The following is a 21,143-nucleotide window of genomic DNA, read 5'->3' as shown; positions in this document are numbered from 1 at the left end:
AATTAGTTGTTATTATATCGTTTTATAGGCATTTGAGCGCCTGTCTGCTTGCGCCAATGTCTCAATTTTGCAGCCATATCCAGGACAATATCCTGCCGGCTACCTGCAAGGTTGTCCTTTTCCCCCGGATCGTTATCCAGATCATACAATTCAAAGGCGCTGTCCATTTGTCCGGTAAGGCTCTTCTCAAAATATTCTACCAGTTTCCACTTGCCGCTACGGATGGCACCCCCGGGTGTCATGCCGACACTATGGTAATGGGGGTAATGCCAATAAAGATCCCTTTGGAGCAAAGCAGTACCTTCGCTGAGTAGTGAAAGCAATGAGACCCCGTCGATATTCTCGGGCTGAGTTACTTCCACCAGGTCGCAAAAAGTAGGAAGAAAATCATATGATGAAACAGGTTCATTACAAACCGTCCCTCTTCCGGTCACCCCTGGGCAACGGATGACCAGCGGAACCCGTATACCACCTTCGTAAAGCCATCCCTTCCCGTTGCGTAAAGGTGTCTGGAGGGCGTCACCCGCCAATCCGCCATTGTCTGAATAGAAAATAACCAACGTGTTTTTTGCCAAGTCCAGTTCTTCCAGTGTTTCCAGTATCTTGCCGATATTCCTGTCCATACGCGAAAGCATGGCCGCGATGACCGGATTATTTTCCGGTTCACCGCTACCCGGCAAATTTCTCCAGTACGCTATGGAGTCGGCACTGTCCATCAATGGGTTGTGGATAGCGCTGAAACTTGCGAATAGGAAGAAGGGGCATGTTGCATTCTCACGGATAAAACGGACAGAGGCGTTGCCTATGGAGTCCGATTTATGTGGGTCGGATTCTGGGTCGTCATTCTTTCCGGGCTTGTCAATGACAAAATAATCATCGAAGCCTTGTTTGTCGGGATAGTAGGGAAGACTTTCGGGGCCGAATTTCTCACGGCTCAGATGCCATTTGCCGAACAGTGCCGTCCGGTAACCCCTTTCCTTGAAGATTTCTGCCACGGTGGTTTCTTCCAGTGGCAAGAACATCTGCCATTCGGGTTGTTTCAACGGCGTATCCGGCCTATTGGAGCCGGGGATAAAATCGGTAATATGTAAACGGGCGGGGCATTTCCCTGTCATGATAGAGGCGCGGGTTGGTGAGCTGATGGCCGCCGCCGAATAGGCATTGGTGAATCGCACGCCTTCACCGGCAAGCCTGTCTATATTTGGCGTGCTGTAGTAACCGCTCCCGTAGGCCGAAGTCTGTACCAGTCCCAGGTCATCGGCCAGGATAAAGATAACGTTGGGATATTCGGACTTTGGCTGGCAAGAGGCCTGTAAGGAAACCGAAGTGCTCAAAGTGACTAACGGGAGGATATTTCTTATGTTCATATTACTGCCCCTTTAATCTTTTACCAGAAGTTCAAACATGGCTTCAACATTTGAATCGCTTAACAGGATAAAATTACCGGCCACACTGTTTTTCCTGTAAATATCCGATACTTCCGAGTATTCGGCTTTCACTGATGTTATTTCGGCTTTTTCCCCCGCTCCGTCTACCGCATCAAGCATGATTATACGCCGGGGAGAACATGTGGCGGCAAGATATGGAAGGTCGTAGGACTGTAACACGCCTGGGATCAGTATTTCGGTAAAGGAGGGCGAATAGAATTTGGTGGAAACAATCGACCGGTATGACATGGGGGGGTGATGCAATGCGATCCTGTTGATGTTTGTGTTAAATGCAGCGGCATGCAGTAGAATGGGAGCCATGGTGTAGTCAGCTACAGCGTATATCTGCTCCGCTCCCTGTGATTCCAGTACCCCTGCCAGCTTGACGACATCGGCCGCCCTCACTCCTACAATACTTCTGGCGACAAACATCGATGCGTACCAGACCTGGTATTTCAACCCCGTATTTATCTTATGGGAAAAGTCCTTTTCACCCGACCAGTCGCCTGGGCCGGTCTCCCCTGTCCCGATTAAATCCGGTGCTAATACCGTGTATCCTTTTCTCACGAACCATTCTATTTCCCCGTCCTTGCCCGCCTGTGCGGCTTTCCCCGAGGGGTGGATATATAGTACGGCCTTGTTGTTCGGGACTTCGGGTACCACTAGCAAGTACGGTATCGGATAATCCCCTTCCCCTTTGACAAAATATTTCTCGACAGTATAGCCGTCTCCCCTGATAGCGCCCGTCATCACCGGCTTGCCAGCTATGGGCTCCCTGTATCCGGTATATTTTTTTGCCGATGCCACTATATGTGTCGGATTGTATTGCTTCCATAATTCTTTCAGGTTTTTGGCCAGTTTCTCTCCTTCTTCACTGTTGAAATCAAAAACGGTTTTGCTGTCCAGAGATGTGACTCCTTGTCCGGTGGCGGTGACCCTCAGTTCCTCATCGGCGAGCGTACCCAATTCCTCGTGGGAAGGATCACCCGGATTATTCAGATATTTCTGGAAGAATGCGTATATGGCCTCGTTATTGTCCTTTGTGGAGGCATGACCTGCGATATCTTCCACCATCATGAAATCAGCCTCTCTCCCGAAAGATTTGTAGAGGGAGGCTACTTCATTATAGGTTTCACGCGTCCCGTCGATATTGAAGATGTCGTTGGCTGTAGCTATGATCAGTGTCGGTTTTGGGACCCTGGTTGTCAATAAGTCGGGGTGGTCTATCTGGTTGGCGAACATGTGGTACAGGTTCTGCTCCCCATCGCGCGGGCCGATCTTCTCCATGATGCGCGTACAATTGGTGACGTGGTTCTCCGGGGCGGTGGCATAGATGCGGTCATCGAAAGCGGGAATGTACAACGATTGGAAGCCTCCGCCAGAACGGCCTGTGATACCGATACGGTTCGGATCTATTTCTTTGCGGGTCAGCAGATAATCCACTGCCCGTATCCCGTCCCAGATCACATAACGTGCCAGTGAACTGCCGTTGAGGAAAGTTGGCAGGGCTGTATAGAGGTGCTCCGGGGTAGGACCTCCGACAATAGATTTTCCGGTTGAGGGGTCAATGTATTGCTTACGTTCACCCTGTCCTATGGGGTCCCAGGCAAAAACAACAAACCCTTTCTTCACCAGGTTCAGGATAATACGGGTATATCCTCCTCTGTAACCGGCATCGGTATGTCCGCTGGCATACAGTACCACTGGCGCCTTTTCATTCTTCTTCAGGCTTTTGGGGATAAACAATGAGGATGTCACATACAATCCCGGCTGGGATTCAAAGATGATATGCTCCACACGGTACCACTCCTTGTCGATTATTCTGGTGACCTGTGGGTTTAAAGGAGTCTTCTCAGGGAAAGGACCCACTATTTCCATAAGCTTTTCCCGTACCTTCGCCTGCTGTAGCTTCCAGCCTTCCTGCGTATCTATTTTCCTGACATACTCGTTTCGTTGCGACAACAAATCATAAGCTTCCTCTGAAAAATGTCCGTATAAGGCATCGGATGTCGATTTGAAGCTAAGCCACCCGTGAATGGCCCGAAAATCAGTTTGGGCAGTGCCCTTGCTAAAAATAAAGAAACAGATAGTAAAGGCCGGCAAATACAGTCGGATCACACTTCTTAATTGGGTAAAAATAAATGGATTGTTCATTTCTTAATTATTAAATTTTACTATTTTTTGTTGAACCCTTTGAGTAATGAGAGAGGAAATAACTGTGGAGTATACCTTCTTGCCGTTTTTTTATTACTTTTTGAAAGATTATTTCGCATTATTTATAATTTTTGGTTTAGGTCTGACAATTGAAATGATGATTTCATCAAAAATATCTTTCGCTGTGGTAATCCCTTGTACTGGTTGGATCATTTTAACAGGATCCGTTCCGCTCATCCCCACAATTTCCGGGATAAAGACATTCCCTGTTTTCGGATAAATCGTTGCTTTGTAAACTAAAGCCGGTTGTCCGATGGCATACTCATCCGATATTTTAGTCTCTTCATCAAATTCCTTGTAGAACTCATTATAGTCGCCGGCAAGATTCATTTCTATCCAGCAAAACAACTTGATACTATCGGGTTTAACCTTATTCCTGACGGTAAAGTAACCCGGAGTGGGAGTTGCTCCCGATATGGCATCCACATCATGAAAGAAGGTGTTCTTAAATACCTGTTGTTCAGATTCCAAGGTATTGATCTTCGTCCACAAAGGTAAAGCCGGAACACTCACTTTTCCTTCCCAATCGTTTTGTCCTGCTCTGTTTGTCACGAAAACTGTCTTCACTTTACCTGTCGACGGCTCTTCAAGCCAGATGGCAAAAGTGGGAGATTCTCCATACACCGATTCCAGAACCAACTGTTCATTGATATGGATCTTGAATTCGAGTTCGGCCTTACCCCAAACCCGGGAATAGGCTACAAGGAAAAAACCGGCGACAATTATTGCCGCTACAAGGAAAAGAACAAGAATATGCTTTGTTTTCATCTATATCTATTCTATACATTTCGGGGAACCTCGAATCCTTTGCGGTACTCTCTGAAGATAAGCCTGTTTGCTTCCTTGTCATTGAGTATGGTTTCTGTTTCGGGGTCAAACAACAGCTGTTTGCATCCGGCCCGGTAGGACATGTTGGCAAGATGCATTATAACGGCGCTGTGGTGTCCTTCCACGATGTTACCATTGGTCTGCTTCCTTGAACGGACACAATCGATAAAATTTTCCAGGTGTGCCTGTATGGGATAGTATCCCTTCTCCTGTGCCACAATTTCGCCGCCTTTATCGAATACCTGCCAACCGCCGCCCATTCTTCCCACATACATCATCCGTTTTGTACCCTGGATCAATACCCAATCGGAATTAAGTTTCCATTCGGGGAACCCTTCCCCGAAGCGTATTTCATTGCTTGCCTTCGACAAGTAGGGTGTACACTCCCCGGTTTCCAGTGTCAATACAAATTTCCCGTAATCGAACGTGGCCATCTGGTAATCAGGTATATCCCTGGCATCATCAAAAAAATAGCGCCCCCCAGTGCAATAAACCGACTTCGGGAAACCCGGGTCGTTCAATATCAGTCGAGCCATATCCAGCTGGTGGTTGATCCCGTTCGACATGGCCAACCCTCCGGAATAATCCCAGTAATATCCCCACGATTTATTCCTCGAGATACTGTAGGGCACTTCGGGGGCTGGACCCAGCCATAAGTTCCAGTCTATGGTGTCGGGAGCCTTCGATTCGTTTTTTTCCTGAAATGGTAATGGCCCCGGATCAAGCTCGCGGATATGTACCGATACAAGGTCGCCCAGTTCACCGCTGTTGATGTATTCCTGCGCCTTGAGTACATAACCGGCACTCCTGTTCTGTGTGCCGCACTGCACGACCCGTTCGTACTTCATGGCGGCCTCGATCATTTTCTGGCCTTCATATATGTCGTAAGAGATACATTTTTCCACATATACATCTTTTCCTGCCTGACAAGCCCAGATGGTAGCCAGTGCATGCCAGTGTTGGGGTGTAGTGATAAATACAGCATCAACCTCCTTGTCGTCGAAGATCACTCTCATATCCCTTACACGTATGGGATTGTTTCCCTGAACTTTTTTTATTTCTACTATTGCCTTTCCTCCGCGTGTATCATCCACATCGCACACATACTTGATATGGATGTTATTATTCAACTTGAGTATTTCTTGCGTCAGGTAGTTTCCATATCCTCCCATACCAATAACGCCCACAATTAGCTTATCATTGATGCTTTTTCCATTTTCAACCGTAAAAGAAGATTTGATACTGTTTCTATAGGAGGGTGGGGTGTCCGGAGTTTCCATCCTCTTCGATCCAGGTTTGTTTTCCGTTTTCGGTGAGCAACATGAACTCATTAAAAGTCCGGCAGCTCCATATGATGCTGTTTCAAAAAATTTTCTTCGTTTCATACATTTAAGAATTAGACCCCAGAGACAAGAATCAATCAAAGAACCCGCTAGAAGGAAAAAACAAAACATTTAATTATATCTTTGTAGAGATTTGTATCTCATGAGTGTTTTAATGATTTTACTGGAATTCCTCTTTTGGTGTATTTTGCGGTAGTATATTGTTTAATGCGGCAAAAGCGGATACTTTTCCGGCGGCTTCTCCTATCGTCACGGAATTTCCGGTAACACGATAGCTTGAGTGGGCGAGAAAATCGCCACTGATACAACGACCGGCCATCATTAATCCCTGCACATCTTTGGCTATCAGTGCCCTTAGGGGGATATCATAGGGTTTGGATTTATATCCTCTCGAGTAACTTTTTCCTGATTCATGTTCCAATGCCACGGAATGGACATCAATGCCAAACGTTACCTTGCAAACAGCATCATCATGGGTGCGCCCTTCGATCAGATCCTGAAGGGTAACGGTGTAAAGCCCGTGTATCCTTCTGCCTTCCCTTATCCCAATCTGTTCTGCAGTGGCTATTAGCCTGATATCCTTCCATTCGTTGCCATTTGCCTTTATTGCGTTAATGACCAAGTTAATCTCTCTTCTGGCGTTAAGGGTTGACTGTGTCAGTAAATCGGTGTCAGAACTCTTGCATCCATATTCATGGTTGACCATAATCATAAAAAGATCATTCCGTATCGGGAATATAGAAGGTTGCCTGTACGACGGAGAGTGCCCTCCCTTTTCAATGAGCGTGAGGAGTCGTTTTTTTGATGCGGATTGGTAATCCCCTTCCCATCGGACATATTCTTTTATTTCATCAAAGTGTATGCCTCCAATAACTGCCAGCAAGCTACCAGGCTGCGCTGAACCATCTTCCGGGTCGCCGTAATCGAAATTACATCCGGCCAAGGCTGCCAGGTCTCCGTCTCCTGTTGCATCAATAAACATTTTCCCATACCAACCTTCCCGTCCCGAACCCGATTCGGTAATGATATGTGTAAGACGATTTTTTTCTTTGTGGACGGCAACAACCCGGGTATAGAGTCTTACATTTACCCCTGCATCCAGGCAATACTCTTCCAGTAGCAACTTCATCTGTTCAGGATCGAACGGTAAAGAACTACTTGTCGGTATGGAAGAAATCGCACCCCGACCCATCAGATCATCGGCAATTTGTTTTAAAAGGCCTGTCTTGTTTTTATAATCAAGTATCCAGCTAAGCAAACCTGAGGTCCATACTCCACCTAAACATCCGTGTACTTCGACCAACAATACCGAAGCCCCCCTTCTTGCTGCTTCAATAGCAGCGGCAATCCCTGCAGGCCCGGCTCCGCAGACAATCACATCATAATAACCTTTTACCGGCACTTCCCTTCTTTTTTCCATTATAGCGTTTCGGGAAGAGGCATAACCGGGAGTTGATTTTGCTTCAGGTATGACCAATGATGGAGTCAATATACATAATCCGCTCACTTGAATAAATTTTCTACGTTCCATAATTATAGTTACATTGTTGTAAAAATTCGCGAAGAGTTCAAATACTGATTCGCATAGTTACCTAAAGAATATTGCTAATTTCTCGGAAGTAGCCCCATTTAAAATAACAAGGCTATCAACGGCCCCCTTTGCAGTGTATCCGTTTCTTATGATGGAAAGGTCTTCCCTGATGATTGGCGAATCCGATATTTTCCCTGTTCCATCCACTGCATCGGTTATCAGTAGTTTAACAGGAGCGAGGCTCCCTGCCAGATCGGGTAGATCGTAATGACAGAGGACGCCCGGCACTGCATTATGGATATAAGCGGGAGAGTAATATTTTTCCATCACTACGGCACGGTACGAAGATATCGGTTCAATTAAAGCAATACGCTTAAAAACAGGAGAAAAGACCGCACTGTGAAGCAGTACGGGAGACATATTGCCTTTGGCTATAGCATGAACTTCGTGAATCCGTGTATCTTTCTGCATCACCGTCGTCAGCCGTTCTACATCGCCTGCTCTTACACCCAGAATAGTTCTTCCGACCAGGAATGATGCAAACCATAAATTGTAGGATACCTCCCCAAAATGGGCATCACCCTGGAAATTTAATGGAAATGTTTCGCCCGTTCCGGGAAGATCGGGGGTAAGCACAATAAAACCTTCCTTCACTAGTGCATCAATCTGGAGAAGACTTAGCGAATCGGTCTTTTTCCCCTGGGGGTGCAGGTAAAGCACTCCTTTGTTGTTCAATCTTTCAGGAACATACAGCAGATAAGGTAACGGATAGTCACCTTCTCCCATCAGAAAATATTTCTCGATAATAAATTCCTCTTTTTTGACGATCCCTGTCAAAACCGGGTCCGGTAGATTCTCCGGTTTAAGGTATCCCGAAAGAATTTTTGCCTGTGTAACTATTTGTGAATGCCAGTTGGGGACGGGTCTCCTCGCCCTTTGCAGTTTTGTATGATTCTCTTCCGACTGTTTATAGTTAAGGCTGAAGACTGTTTCACTACCCAACGATGTGGAGAGCTGTCCCGTAGGGGTAATCCGGATTTCCTCCCGGCTTAAAGGGGTTATTTCTTCATCCCGGGGATTACCGGGATGCCCCAGATGTTTCTGGAAAAAGGCATAGATTGCTTCCCGGTTCTTCTTGGTGGAGGTATGTCCGCCAAAATCTTCGGTTACTTCCATATTTTGTCTTTTCCCATATGCTTCATAAATTCTTGCAGCTTCCCTGTAAGTGTCTCTGGCTCCCTGAATATTAAACATATCATTGTATGTCAACACCATCAGTGCCGGTTTGGGTGCTCTTACCTCTAACAGGTCAGGATGGTCGATTCCCCTGTAGATGCCGTGGTAAAAATTCTGTTCGGCATCTTGGGGACCCCTCGACTGGAGTAAACGGGTGTAGTTGGTCAGATAATTCTCCGGTGCCGCAGCCAATATACGGTCGTCAAAGGCGGCGATTTGTATCGACTGTGTGCCTCCTCCCGAACGCCCGGTGATACCTATCCGCGACCCGTCCACCTCTTTACGGGTCAACAAATAATCCACCGCACGAATCCCGTCCCAGATCATGTAATTTGCTTGGGAACTTCCTGCTATAAGGGTCTGTGCCCCTGGATAAGAGTGTTCCCTGGTAGGTGACCCCATATCCGATTTGCCTGTTTCGGAATTGTAATATTCCAGACGTTCCCCTTGTCCTACAGGATCAAATGCAAATACAATGAATCCCTTTTTTACCAGATTAAGAATCATATGCTGATATCCTTGTGAACGATACGCTATAGGTCCGTGTCCACTGCAGTAAATAATCGCCGGTCCTTTTTCATTTCGCTTCAGCCCCTCGGGAATAAACAGGGTGGAGGTCACTTTGAATCCCGGACGAGATTCATAGATAATATGCTCGGCCCTGAATCCTTCTTTTTTGACGATTCTTACTACTTGTGCGTTGAGTGGCGTCTTTTCAGGGAAGGGACCGACAATATCTAGGAGTGTTTCACGTACTTCCTGCTGCCTCTGTTTCCAACCTTCCAGGGTGTTGACTTTTTCTATCGTTTCATTTCTTTGGTTCAACTGTGCATATGCCTGCTCCGAAAAATGGTTGTACAAGGTGAAGGAAGGATCTTTAAAATACAGCCATTTGCTTATGACGTTTAATTCATCCTGAGTGTATGCACTCACGGCAAATAGGAGTGTATAGAGTATTCCTATGGAGAATGCCGTCCCAAACTTCTGTTTCATTAATAATGATGCCATTAGCTTTTGGTATTATAGTTGTTTAAAAAATCAATTGTGCTTTTTGACGATGAGTTTTTGATCAATGCTGAATTTTTCCACATTCTCCAACAGCACATCCGTTGCTGACTTGGGTACCGTCATCTCCTTAATTACCAGGTGATCGACATCCACTGCTATGACAGGTATGCGGATTTCATCCGGCGCTTCAAAGCCTACATTGTCGATAACAGCTTCCTTTACATGCCTGATAAATAGACCATAACTTGGTAGGTTCTTCCATACGCCGGGATTGGGGTAACCCTTTTCATCTTCTTTCACCTGTGTGAAATCCGGGATAAATTCCCCTTCTTTCAATCCTCCCCGGCTGTAAGCACGAAAATTATGCAAGGTGATATTTTCTATTTTTCCTCCCGGTACACCCGTGATGGATGAGGAATAATTACCGGCATTATAGGCAATGATATTACTGATCATGATGTTTTTCATCACTCCCATCGGTGGCTCCGGTGCCTCTTCCACATGTTTGCGTGCCCGGTTACCCAATCGCACGAACAACGGGCATTCTGTACCCTCTATGGTGATATTGCTTACCAGTACGCCTTCCATCGTTCCTCCGTCTACTATTTCGAGTGAAATTCCCGAAACTCCTATTTTAGGTGTATTGAATATGCTTTTAGTGGTACTCCTTGAGGGCCTGATCACGCAATTGGTAATGGAGATATTCCTGAATCCGCCGGTAGATTCGGTTCCCAATTTTATAGCATTGGTATGGCTGCTTACGATACAACCCGAAACAATGATCTCTTCACAGGGAGAAATTCCGGTGCTTTTAAGGACAATTCCATCATCATCGGAATCAATAATACTGTTGGTTAAGACCACCCTGCGGCATCCGTCGAAATCGATGCCGTCGTTGTTTCGGTTGCTGTGGTTGAAAACCTTGATTTTATCTACCACCATATCTTCGCAGTTCAAATAATGCTGACACCACATCCCTGAATTCATCAGGGTAATACCGGAGACATGGATATTGTTGCAGGATATGAAAAGGATATTTCTCGGCCGCCCGTCCCTGTCACCGGTCAGGCACTCGGGACGGGATTTCTGTAACGCACCTTGGCCGTTGATAGTGCCGCTGCCGGTAATGCCTGTATTATTCAGTCCTTCGCCATATATCAATGCATACCATCCTCCCGTATCCTTTTGTGACCGGTATGCCGGCAGGGGCTGACGGGGAAAATCCTGTTGCCGGGTACTGGCGTATAGGCATGCTCCATTTTCAAGGAACAGATATACATTACTTTTCATGACAATGGTGCCAGATTTAAAATTTCCCGCCGGAAACACCACTTTTCCTCCGCCTGCCTTGGAACACGCGTCAATAGCTTTGTTGATGGCTTCGGTACTTAATACCGATGTGTCGTTTTTAGCGCCATAGTCCAGGATGTTAAATGTTTGAGCCTTTATGTCAATATGATAAAATAAGGCTATGCATACTGCAAGGAATATCGATCGTTTCATTTGTTATTTTTGTTTTGATTGTATGATACATTCAATATGACCTGCAATATATGCTGCCTGCAAGACTCTTGCCGGTTCCTTAAAATGCACATGGTCGATGAATTGGTTGGCGCCTATTTGCTTGCTGAAATGATACAGATCGATGACAGGAATATCGTTTTTATTACAGATACTGTCGGCAATAGCATTATATCGTCTGACATCCGCATCGAAACGTTGAAAACCTGTTGATTTTGCGTTATGGATACTGTCTACTACCCATGTTGTCCTTATCCATATGGGCTTTACCCCCTTTTTTTTTGAAATATGAAATATCTCGCTTAGGTTTCTCCTGTAGTCGTTCTCTCCTATCTGAATGGTACCGGTTGCCGGATCACGTTTGATATCGTGTAATCCGCAGTTCAGCAACAGATAATCAAGCTTGAAATCCTTATCTTTGAATCTGTCTTGGAGATATTCCAAAACCCGCTGTGAATCCCCTCCGTTAGCTCCCACCGGAATATCCAGGTTTTTTCCAGCCTCGCCGTCATCTCCCTTCCTGTCCAATTGAACTGTTTCCGACAAGTATTGCTTCAAATAGGGTGTATAATGCATCGAAATGCTGTCACCTATCAGAAAAACACGAGGCAACGGTTTTGACCAGAATGAAAAACCCAAAAAAACAGTTGCTATTACCAACAATCTATGTACCATAGCTTCTATAGAATTTTACAATGTCTCATTTTTTATTTATTGGGATTATTTGTACTGAATTATTTATCCAACATGGAGGTAAAATGATATTTTCCTGAACCTACCTCGAAAACAGCATATCCGTTATCCATTTTTTTAAATGTAAGCCCTTCCACGGATGCCACTCTTTTCCCGCTTTCGGAGATATGTTCTTCCGATATAGCCGGGACACAGATTGTGGCAGTAGTATTACAGGGGATGGTAATATCCCATATAAAATAACCGTTTTGCTTTTTCCACGAACTTTTAATCAGGCCATGAACCGAACGGAAATCGGCTTTGACATAATCCAATCCTTCCAGTATAAGGGGTCTCATCATGATTTCCTTGAAAGCGATATTCCCCTTTTTATTCTGGATACCTGCAAGATATTCATGGAACCAGACAATAAGATCGCCGAGTAACATGACATGGTTAGCGGAATTCATCGATGGCATGGCGGTATCTCCATTCCATAACTCCCATATAGTGGTTGCCCCCTGGTCAATCATATATCCCCAGCTTGGGTAGCTGCGGTTTGTCGCTATCTTTAAAGCAATATCCGGTCGGCCGTTGTCGGACAGTCCCCGCATCAGCCATTGAATACCAACCAGTCCTGTACTGACATGCCCCTTGTATTCTCCCATCGTTTTATCAACGACATTCTTAAAAACAGATTCCCTGTACTGTTCGGGGACCATACCGTAACAAAGAGGAAGGAGGTTGGCTGTAACCGTATTGTTACTATATTGCCCCGTTGTTGTATTCAAAAATTTATCGTTAAATGCATCTTTTACCTTTAGGGCCTGATCCGCAAACTCCTCTGCTTCTGATAATTTACCCTGCAATTTGGCAAACCGTTCCAGGAGGGTAAGCATATGGTAGTAGAACGTCGTACCTAAAACAGCACCCTCGGTTTTGCGTGCCGGATCCTGCGAGTGAATTAACTCAGGAGATTCGGGAGGCATGCACCAGTCCCCATAGCGATCCTTCAGCATAATATTATCTTCCATGTAGCTATCACGCATATAATAGAGCCACTTTTTCATTGAATCATAGTGTTTAATGATCGGTTCCATATTCCCGAACTGTTCATACAGCATGTTGGCAATGATCAGGTAGGCTCCCGGCCAGGTCATATTATCGCGGTACATGCTCCAGTAATTTGGGACTACGTCGGGGATACTTCCATTCTTCAGTTGTGCATCTTCAATATCGCCCAGCCATTTGGAATACAAATTATTGTGGTCAAATATAAAACTTTCGCCTAGCGACCCTGTAGCACGGTCGCCTAGCCAGCCCATACGTTCATCCCGTTGAGGACAGTCTGTAGGCATACCCCGATAATTACCCTTGATTCCCCAGCAGGCATTCTTATAAATCCGGTTAATTGTAGAATCGGATGTTTCAAAATGACCGGTGCGATCCATCTCATCGTAAATTACCTGTCCTTCGAAATCATTTATTGACGGGATACCAGGAAATCCTGTTATTTCAACAAAGCGAAACCCGTGGTAAGCAAATACCGGATTCCAAATCTCCTCATCACTCCCTTTCAGGGTATATATATCAGTTACCCGGGCTGTCCTCAGATTATCGGTATAGAGCGTCCCGTCTGCGTTTAACAGTTCGGCAAAACATAACTTAACCCGGTCACCTTTTTTCCCTTTGACTTTCATCCGGAGCCAACCAACCATATTCTGCCCCATATCCATGATATATATACCCCGCTTAATTTCGGTGATACTTAATGGACGGACAATGCTCATCACTTTCATGTTTTTATTCTGTTGTGCCTTCAACCGCCCGCCCGGAGGGTCGACAAGTTCAGCGTTCAACCATAGGCTGTCATCAAAATTTGGCATGTCCCAACCCGGCATCTCTTTCGTTGCATCATATTCTTCGCCATCAAACTCATTATTCGAGCGGATAGCACCATCAGCTGTCACCTTCCATGAATCATCACTTATAATCGTTTGTCCGCTTCCGTCCGAAAACTCAATTTCGAGTTGTACGATCATTTTAGGAAACCCAAAATGACGTACTTCACGACGCTCGTCAACTTTGGGGCGCATGGAAAAATATCGCCCGTTACCCAATATAACGCCTATCGTATTTCTCTCTTTTTTAATATGTTGAGTTACGTCGAATGTGTTGTATGTAACTGTTTTGGTGTAATCTGTCGGAGTAGGTGCCAATTCCTGATCACCCACTATTTCCCCGTTAAGGTGTAATTTATAAAATCCAAGCCCGGAAATATACAGGGTTGCTTTTTGGATATCCTGATCGAGTCTGAATTCTTTCCTGAAATACCTTGCAGATAAACGGCTAATATAGTTATCGGGATTATCCCAAGAAAAACTTTTGTCCAGTCCCGTCCATTTTGCCTGCCAGTCGGACTGATCTGCCAATCCCATGCTCCATGATGCCGGAGAGCTCCATTCCGACATACCCTTATTCGTATAAACCTTTACTTTCCAGAAACATTCGTCCCGGCTTTTCAGCTTTTCTCCTTCATAAGTAACATAGACGGATTGTCCGGATTTAATCTTTCCCGAATCCCATAAATCGCACTCGTTTGAATGTAATTTTTCTTCGGATGAGGCGACCAGTATATGGTAAGCCGTTTGGTAAACATTCCGCACATCAGCAGTTATCTCCCACGTTAGCCGGGGTGTCTGATTGTCAATCCCGACAGGATTGACCAACATCTCACAACGGAGACGCTCCACTTTAACCATTGCAGGGTCTCCGGTGCATGTCATCAAAAAAAGGCATCCGGCTATTAACTGTAACAACAAGAACTTTTTCATGAAAGGTTGATTTAACGGTTTGAATATTTCATAAATGACTTTAAAGTATCCAATTCATTCTTTACAATAGGATACATCTTTCTTATCTTATCGTTTATTGAAAGTGCCCAGTCTGTTTTATCCAATACCGGAAACTCAAAAAAAACAGATAGGGGACATACAATTTTTTCATCGCCGATGATCTTAAAGAAAGCATCGAAATCAACTACACCGGTTCCCATAGGTACTGTCTTAACTACCCATTTGCCATCTTTCTTATCCAGGATAAAATCTTTGACGCTCAATGTTCCGATGTGCGGTTTTATCGCTTTCAGACCTATCTGCCACGATGTAAACCCTTCCGCTACGGCATGGTGTATGTCGTATTGGCAACCCATGTAACGGGGATCCATGTCTTTGATCACCGTCCAAAGATCCCATATGGGGGAACCGAATATTCCTCCCAAGTGGTTATTGAAGACATAATGATTCTGGTAGGTTGCCTTCAAGCCATATTTTGCGTTTAGCTCGCATAAATTCATTAATCTTTTCCTGAAAAAATCCAGGTTTCGGTCGATACCCAGACTGTTATCATACCTGAACCAATTGGGTCTGTAATATTTTACACCACATTCAGCGGCTGTTTTCAATATTTTACGTGTATTTGTTTCGGAAACTTCTTCGATGGCGGTAGAGATCATCGGGACAGACAATCCTTTTTTTATTGCGGTATTTACAACCTTTGGTAGCTCTTTTTCCACATTTTCAGGCAATACATATCCGCCGGGACGAACCGTTAGATCGATACCTTCGAACCCGATTTCCGCGAGAAAAGAAAACATATCCTCTCCCAATTGGTCAAATATCTTCGAAAAGGCGCAAATGGTAAAGTTTTTCTCTGTCACTTGCGGATCAGGTGATCTATTTATATCGGCTGCATTTGCTCTGATTCCCGGCAAGGATGCCATCACTGCAGCCGATGTTATTTTTCCGATAAAAGATCGACGTGTCTGTTTTACATTTTCCATAATCTTCAAAGCTTATTTATCCGGATGAAACTACCGAACTATTTTGATATGTTGTGTAAAGTCTTATATCCGTGAGGATTCGCATACACCGCATCCACTTGCTCCGCTGTTAACGAAGAATGGCATTGAGCGCATGATTCCCGTGTATCATTTGAATGGGGTTTATGACAGGAGGTACAACTTATACCTTCGTGTACGCCAGTCGGAGTACGGTCATCTTCACTGCCTGCATGCCGTTGAAAATTGGGAGAATGACATTGCATGCATAACAGGGTATTGTTATCGGTAGCACTGTTTACTATCAGGCTGTCATCTATTATTTTAACACGAGTCAAATGGTCACTGCGAAGATATTCTTTATCTGCCCGTATATAATGCGCTGTGGACGGGTGACGGATTGTCTTGCCTGTTGTATCACTCATGGAAATATACCGGTCCGATACCGGGTTTTCCGTATGTATCTGATGACAGGCCAGGCATGGCATTGTGGCGCGTGACTTTTGCCTTTCATCCCTGATCGTCCACTCCTGAGGGGACTCTCCACTCAACGACATCAGCGTGTGGATATCTCCATCATAAAACATTCCATGGCAACGGAAGCAATCCCAGTAAGGCTTTTCCATGGTATTATGCAAGCTGTCCATAAATATCTCTTCATAGTTAACCGCATGGCCGCTTGATAGCCAGCCTGCATACTCTGACTGGTGACATTCGATACAGCGTTGTGAAAGTTCCAATACTTGCGTTTCTGTAAGATGTATATCATCATTATATTTATCGCCGAAAACATGTACCCAAACCATCCGCGACTTTTCTTTCAACGAGTGAAACCCATTGGAGAGGGCAGTCCCGTGACACTGAATACACTGTACCCCCGCATGGGCGGAACCCGCCCACAGGGCATGAGATGGGGCTATCTCATGACACTGGGCACAGGTATACTCAGGGTCGAGCCTGTTCCATGTTGTATATGCACTGGCAAGTAAAAATATCAGCAGCACTCCGGCAACTGACAGGGAATATATTTTCTGTCTCTTTCCTTTCATATTGCATGGGGTTTAATGCTTCTGAAATTCTTGGCTATATATTCGCCGGTGCGATATGCGACAGCCATGATAGTAAGCACAGGATTAAACCCGCCATTGGTTACCAGCACGCTTCCGTCTGCAACAAACAGGTTGTCGATTTCATGTACCTGCCCGAAAGAATTGACCACTGATGTCGCTGGATCGTTGCCCATACGGCATGTCCCGGCCTGATGCTGGCCGCCGCTGGGATATTGGGACTTGATACCGGGAATGCCGGTTACCCATGTCCTGTAAGCCCCTGCTTCTTTTAAAATGGCTTCCGCTCTGGATGACAGAAACAGACAATTCTCCCTGTCAACCGGATGACGTCCTCCAGAGAGGGCGACGACCGGTATTCCCCAATGATCTTTCACCTTGGGGTCAATGGTCACACGGGAGTCAAATAGTGGCATTTCCTGAACAGGCCCGTGTAGTCGGAGTGTCCTGAAATAATTCTGTCGCTGGTAATCCTTGTGTTCTTTTCCCCACGTGGCAGCACCAGTAGGCCGATTACGGGAATATGCATAGGGCATTTGGTAAAATTCTGTACAGAGTGCTCCGCCTCCTATCAAACCGGGGTTATGATGGTTATAATCACAAATTGCCATCGTAGCCCCGGGACCTGTCAAATCAAGAACATCAAAATCGAACAATCCTGTCGCTCCTGCATAAGCATGCCCCTGTAAATTGCGACCCACCCAGTCGTTGTTATTTCCCGCACCATTGGGATGCATTTTCGACCGGGAATTGAGCAGCAATCGTGCAGTTTCGGTCGCTGCACCGGAAACGACAACCACATCGGCTGTCTGTTCCCTACCTTTCCCTTTCTCGTCGAAATACCTGACTCCTTTTGTACGGCTTTTGTCGTCTACAATAATCTCGGCAACCATACAACCGGTTTTTACCTGGCAGTTCCCGGTCTGCATGGCTGTAGGAATTACCGTGTTCTGAGTCCCATTCTTTGCATCTACCGGACATGCATATCCCACACAAGTGCGGTTGCGGATACATGCTGCCCTTCCGTTATATGCCACGGAATTACGTAGCATCGGTATCGAAAAAGGGTGTAACCCCATCCGTTTGCAGGTATCAAACAGCAGTTGTCCTTCCTTGTTATGTTCAAATGCGGGCATCGGATAGGATTTACTCCTTTTACCCATAAAAGGATTGGTTTCATCACCGGCTACACCGATTTCCCATTCTGCTTTGGTATAATATGGTTCCAGGTTATCATAGGTTATTGGCCAATCTTCCAATGTGGAGCCTTCCACATGGCCGTAAAGAGTTTTCAGCATAAAGTCTTCGGGCATGAAACGCCAGGCCATTGCTCCGTAGGTTACCGTACCCGAGCCAACACAGGCGGCATTATGACCATATCCTCCCACAGCAGGAGTCACTACCCTTCTTTCGCCGTCGGGATTGACCAAAACCCTCGGGTTCTTCTTCCAGTCGGGACCGTAAGCACTATCCAAAACTTGTGTTCTTTGGGAAATAAGTTCATCATTGATATGCTTGTCGTAATCCGGCCAATATCCCCGTTCAAAAAGAATTACTGAAAGTCCGCTCACCGCCAGTTCTTTGGCTACAATTCCACCACCGGCGCCCGCTCCGACCACCACCACGTTCACATGTCTATTTTTCATTCCTGTATCTGTTCTGTCCTATCAAGAGTGGATAATCAAGCTTCAACATCCGGTAGCTTACGTAATCCTTGTTTCCCCCGTGCCGCGGCGAACCGTAGAAGCCCTGCATCGTGCGGCTGAGGACCAAGTTGAAAAATGTGGACTGGCTACTTCCTTGCCAATATTCCTGCTCTAATCTATCCCGTTCCATTTGCTGCATGATCTCGACCTGTTGCGCAACTGCCAACTGCTGAAACAGCTGTCCGTGTTTCCCCTTGCAATAGGCTTGTAACGAAACGATCCCGTTCCTGTATATAGCCAGATCATTGGGAAAACGCAAATACGTCTGCTTGTCGATGTAATTGATCACACCCGCGTCAGTCGCTCCCGGATCGTGATCGGCAGGAATAATCCGTTCGCTTAAAGCGATCAGGCAGTCGATTTCCGGTTTTGTAAATACCCGATAATAGGGTTCAGGTACGGAAGAACAGGAAGGTGCCAGTAAAATAGTGCCATACACCAGACCCAATGTCTTGATAAAATTTCTTCGGTTTAGCATGATTTGCATCGATTTCACATTTAAAGCAATAAATACCCTTCCGTACCGGTTATGATAAATACTGTCCGCCCAAATTCGTCGACCCAATAGACCGTTGGAATAACTCCCACCCCCGTCACATCATATACGTTGAAATTTATTTTTCTATTTCCACCCTTTCCATCCGACAGCGAAATATTTTTTCTAAACCGGGCTTTTTGCTCCGAATAAATAATATCTGTTTCATCCAAGGTGGCGAAACTGAGCGATTTTATATTGGCCGCTGCCATTATCGGAATAAGGTCAATCATACCCCATTTCCATGTAAGAGGTGTATCGATATTGATCTTTACTCTCTTTTCGTTTCCTTTTTCAAAAATAAGCACTTCTTTTCTTTCTCTCTTCCCTTCGATGAAACGGTTACTTTTCAGCCAAGGGGTTTGTGTCTCTTTGCGGCATACCATCGAACTGCTTTCCCAATCTTGCACCCAGGGTATGTTGCCGTCCACAGGATGTAGTTTCCCTGTTACCGTATAAGTAAATCCATTCGGGATGTATCGCTGCATTTGAAAAAGATACTTTGTCTTTGCTGATTCTCTCCTTTTTTCAAAAACAAGAAGTCCTTGTTCCACTCCCTGAACTAGGCTGATCGCCTTGTAATGAGATTTGTATGATAACGGATTGAAATTGCTGGGAACAGGCCAGTTGTATTCTCCAAGTATGTTGTCCAATTTTCGTATGGAGAACTCATCCGTTTGTTTCCACGGCTCGAAATGTGGGTCGTTCACTGAACTGAACAAGGCCTGCCACGGCAGTGAGAGTGCACATGCCGAAATGGCGCTCTTCTTTAAAAATAATCGTCGTTCCATACTTTTACTATTGTCTTACATAACTGGTACCCGGAATAACAACACTCTCATACTCCCTTTGTAATAATTCTTCCATCCGGTCGATTACTTCACTGTATTGGCTATCTTTCGCCAGGTTTTCATTTTCCCAAGGATCTTTTTTAAGATTGAACAACAGTTTTATTGCTGATTCAACATACTGGTCACGGCTATTGCCCGGCTGAAATTTTTCAAACCCGCCATCATTTTTCCTTACAAAAGGTCTTTCTCTTTCACCGGAATACTGGTAGAATTTTACGTATTTAAAATCGCCTTTTTTGACGATCCGAATAGTTTGTTTTAATTCGCTGATGGTAAAATTCCTTTTTTTTGAATGGGACTTTCCTGTAACAATTGGCCACAGATTTTCCCCACGACAATTGGGTGGAGTAGGGATTCCTGCAAAACCACAAATGGAAGGCATAATATCAAGGCCTGATACCATATTGGAAGTATCGTAGACGTTTTGTCTGACTTTTGATGGTAAGTAGAAAATCAAGGGAACCTGCAGGGATTCCTCATAGGGGGAATTTTTTTCTGTCCGTTTATGCCGGGCCGCACCTTCACCATGATCGCTGGTAACGATTACCAGAGTTTCATCATTACGCGCTTCAACAGCATCCAGTATTCGTCCTACATCGGAATCCACTTTTTCAATCATTCGCTGATAATCGTAAATATAGTTTCTCCATTCATCTTCTGAAAAATGATCATTTCGCTTTTCAAATAATTGACGGTGAATATCCATATCCTTAAATTCCAGTTCAAATTCAGCAACCTGATTCGGAGGGACAGGAGGTCTTTCTTCTCCAAGTCCGAAGCGGTCATCCTCAGGTAAAAACTTGCCTTTCCAGTAACATATATCGTGTGGATTCATCAGCCCCGCTACAGCAAAAAACGGCTTTTCATCCGAATAGTTCCTGATAAAACCGCTTAATGCCCCGCTAACTTGGTAATCGACGTAATCACCAGTCAGGCCCGGCGCAGTCATACCAACAGGAAGGGTCTCGAACCCCGGAACTATACAGTTACCTTCTACCTCTGGATAGGTCCACCTTCCGCCCGCATGCCATTTGCCACAATAAACGTTATAATACCCGTATTTACTTAACCATTCTCCAATATTGGGTACATTCATGTCTATCCCCAACCCATTGTTGGTTACCCCCGTCTCGACGGTGTACCGTCCTGTGAAAAAAGAGGAGCGTGCGGGAGAAGATACTGGGTTTACCGAACGCGATTCGATGAAAGAATAGCCTTTTTTTACAATCCGGTCGAGATTGGGAGTTTTCACCCAATGGCAATGATAGGCTTCATGTTTAAAAATGTGGTTGTACGCGGCTATAGAATCAATGTTCTGCTGGTCAGAGATGATTATTAAAATATTCGGTTTTTTATTCATTCTTTT

15 protein-coding genes are annotated in these 21,143 nt (G+C 45.2%); all 15 read right to left on the bottom strand.

The window, feature by feature from the left end:
- Positions 1 to 2: 2 nt before the first annotated feature.
- The 15 genes from ABV001_RS13340 to ABV001_RS13270 all read right to left on the bottom strand — a co-directional run bounded on the left by ABV001_RS13340 (position 3) and on the right by ABV001_RS13270 (position 21,137).
- Positions 3 to 1,367 (bottom strand): sulfatase, encoded by a 1,365-nt coding sequence (locus tag ABV001_RS13340; RefSeq protein ID WP_352423262.1) that lies wholly within the window; start codon positions 1,365 to 1,367, stop codon positions 3 to 5.
- A 12-nt stretch (positions 1,368 to 1,379) separates the two neighbouring features.
- Positions 1,380 to 3,581: an alpha/beta hydrolase family protein gene (locus tag ABV001_RS13335; RefSeq protein ID WP_352423261.1), complete on the bottom strand. Its 2,202-nt coding sequence runs from the start codon at positions 3,579 to 3,581 to the stop codon at positions 1,380 to 1,382.
- Positions 3,582 to 3,689: 108 nt separating this feature from the next.
- Entirely contained in the window at positions 3,690 to 4,409 is a 720-nt protein-coding gene (locus ABV001_RS13330; protein ID WP_352423260.1) for a T9SS type B sorting domain-containing protein, read from the bottom strand.
- An 11-nt stretch (positions 4,410 to 4,420) separates the two neighbouring features.
- Positions 4,421 to 5,854 carry a Gfo/Idh/MocA family protein gene (locus ABV001_RS13325; RefSeq protein ID WP_352423259.1) on the bottom strand — a complete coding sequence of 478 codons (1,434 nt, stop codon included), beginning with the start codon at positions 5,852 to 5,854 and terminating at the stop codon, positions 4,421 to 4,423.
- Positions 5,855 to 5,972: 118 nt separating this feature from the next.
- Positions 5,973 to 7,343, bottom strand: a complete 1,371-nt coding sequence (locus tag ABV001_RS13320) for an FAD-dependent oxidoreductase (protein WP_352423258.1) — start codon at positions 7,341 to 7,343, stop codon at positions 5,973 to 5,975.
- A gap of 57 nt (positions 7,344 to 7,400) precedes the next feature.
- Positions 7,401 to 9,587, bottom strand: a complete 2,187-nt coding sequence (locus ABV001_RS13315; RefSeq protein WP_352423257.1) for an alpha/beta hydrolase — start codon at positions 9,585 to 9,587, stop codon at positions 7,401 to 7,403.
- Between the two features lie 30 nt (positions 9,588 to 9,617).
- Positions 9,618 to 11,090, bottom strand: coding sequence for a glycoside hydrolase family 28 protein (locus ABV001_RS13310; RefSeq protein WP_352423256.1), 1,473 nt, complete (start codon positions 11,088 to 11,090; stop codon positions 9,618 to 9,620).
- A 3-nt stretch (positions 11,091 to 11,093) separates the two neighbouring features.
- Complete coding sequence (locus tag ABV001_RS13305) at positions 11,094 to 11,783, bottom strand: SGNH/GDSL hydrolase family protein (protein ID WP_352423255.1); 690 nt, start codon at positions 11,781 to 11,783, stop codon at positions 11,094 to 11,096.
- A 59-nt stretch (positions 11,784 to 11,842) separates the two neighbouring features.
- Positions 11,843 to 14,614: an alpha-L-rhamnosidase gene (locus tag ABV001_RS13300; RefSeq protein ID WP_352423254.1), complete on the bottom strand. Its 2,772-nt coding sequence runs from the start codon at positions 14,612 to 14,614 to the stop codon at positions 11,843 to 11,845.
- A gap of 11 nt (positions 14,615 to 14,625) precedes the next feature.
- Positions 14,626 to 15,621, bottom strand: a complete 996-nt coding sequence (locus ABV001_RS13295) for a sugar phosphate isomerase/epimerase family protein (protein WP_352423253.1) — start codon at positions 15,619 to 15,621, stop codon at positions 14,626 to 14,628.
- Positions 15,622 to 15,659: 38 nt separating this feature from the next.
- Positions 15,660 to 16,667: a multiheme c-type cytochrome gene (locus ABV001_RS13290; RefSeq protein WP_352423252.1), complete on the bottom strand. Its 1,008-nt coding sequence runs from the start codon at positions 16,665 to 16,667 to the stop codon at positions 15,660 to 15,662.
- Positions 16,664 to 18,331, bottom strand: coding sequence for a GMC family oxidoreductase (locus ABV001_RS13285; protein ID WP_352423251.1), 1,668 nt, complete (start codon positions 18,329 to 18,331; stop codon positions 16,664 to 16,666). Before ABV001_RS13285 ends, ABV001_RS13290 begins: the two co-directional genes overlap by 4 nt.
- On the bottom strand, positions 18,321 to 18,878 hold the full coding sequence (locus ABV001_RS13280; protein WP_352423250.1) for a gluconate 2-dehydrogenase subunit 3 family protein: 558 nt from the start codon (positions 18,876 to 18,878) through the stop codon (positions 18,321 to 18,323). The genes ABV001_RS13285 and ABV001_RS13280 overlap by 11 nt, the downstream gene beginning before the upstream one ends.
- A gap of 11 nt (positions 18,879 to 18,889) precedes the next feature.
- Positions 18,890 to 19,717, bottom strand: coding sequence for a hypothetical protein (locus tag ABV001_RS13275; RefSeq protein ID WP_352423249.1), 828 nt, complete (start codon positions 19,715 to 19,717; stop codon positions 18,890 to 18,892).
- A 7-nt stretch (positions 19,718 to 19,724) separates the two neighbouring features.
- Entirely contained in the window at positions 19,725 to 21,137 is a 1,413-nt protein-coding gene (locus ABV001_RS13270; RefSeq protein WP_352423248.1) for a sulfatase family protein, read from the bottom strand.
- Positions 21,138 to 21,143: the final 6 nt, after the last annotated feature.

It is taken from the genome of Proteiniphilum sp. (assembly GCF_040307845.1).
Classification (GTDB): domain Bacteria; phylum Bacteroidota; class Bacteroidia; order Bacteroidales; family Dysgonomonadaceae; genus Proteiniphilum.
The sequence above is the reverse complement of the archived record's forward strand: the minus strand, read 5'-3'. Positions and strand labels throughout refer to the sequence as shown.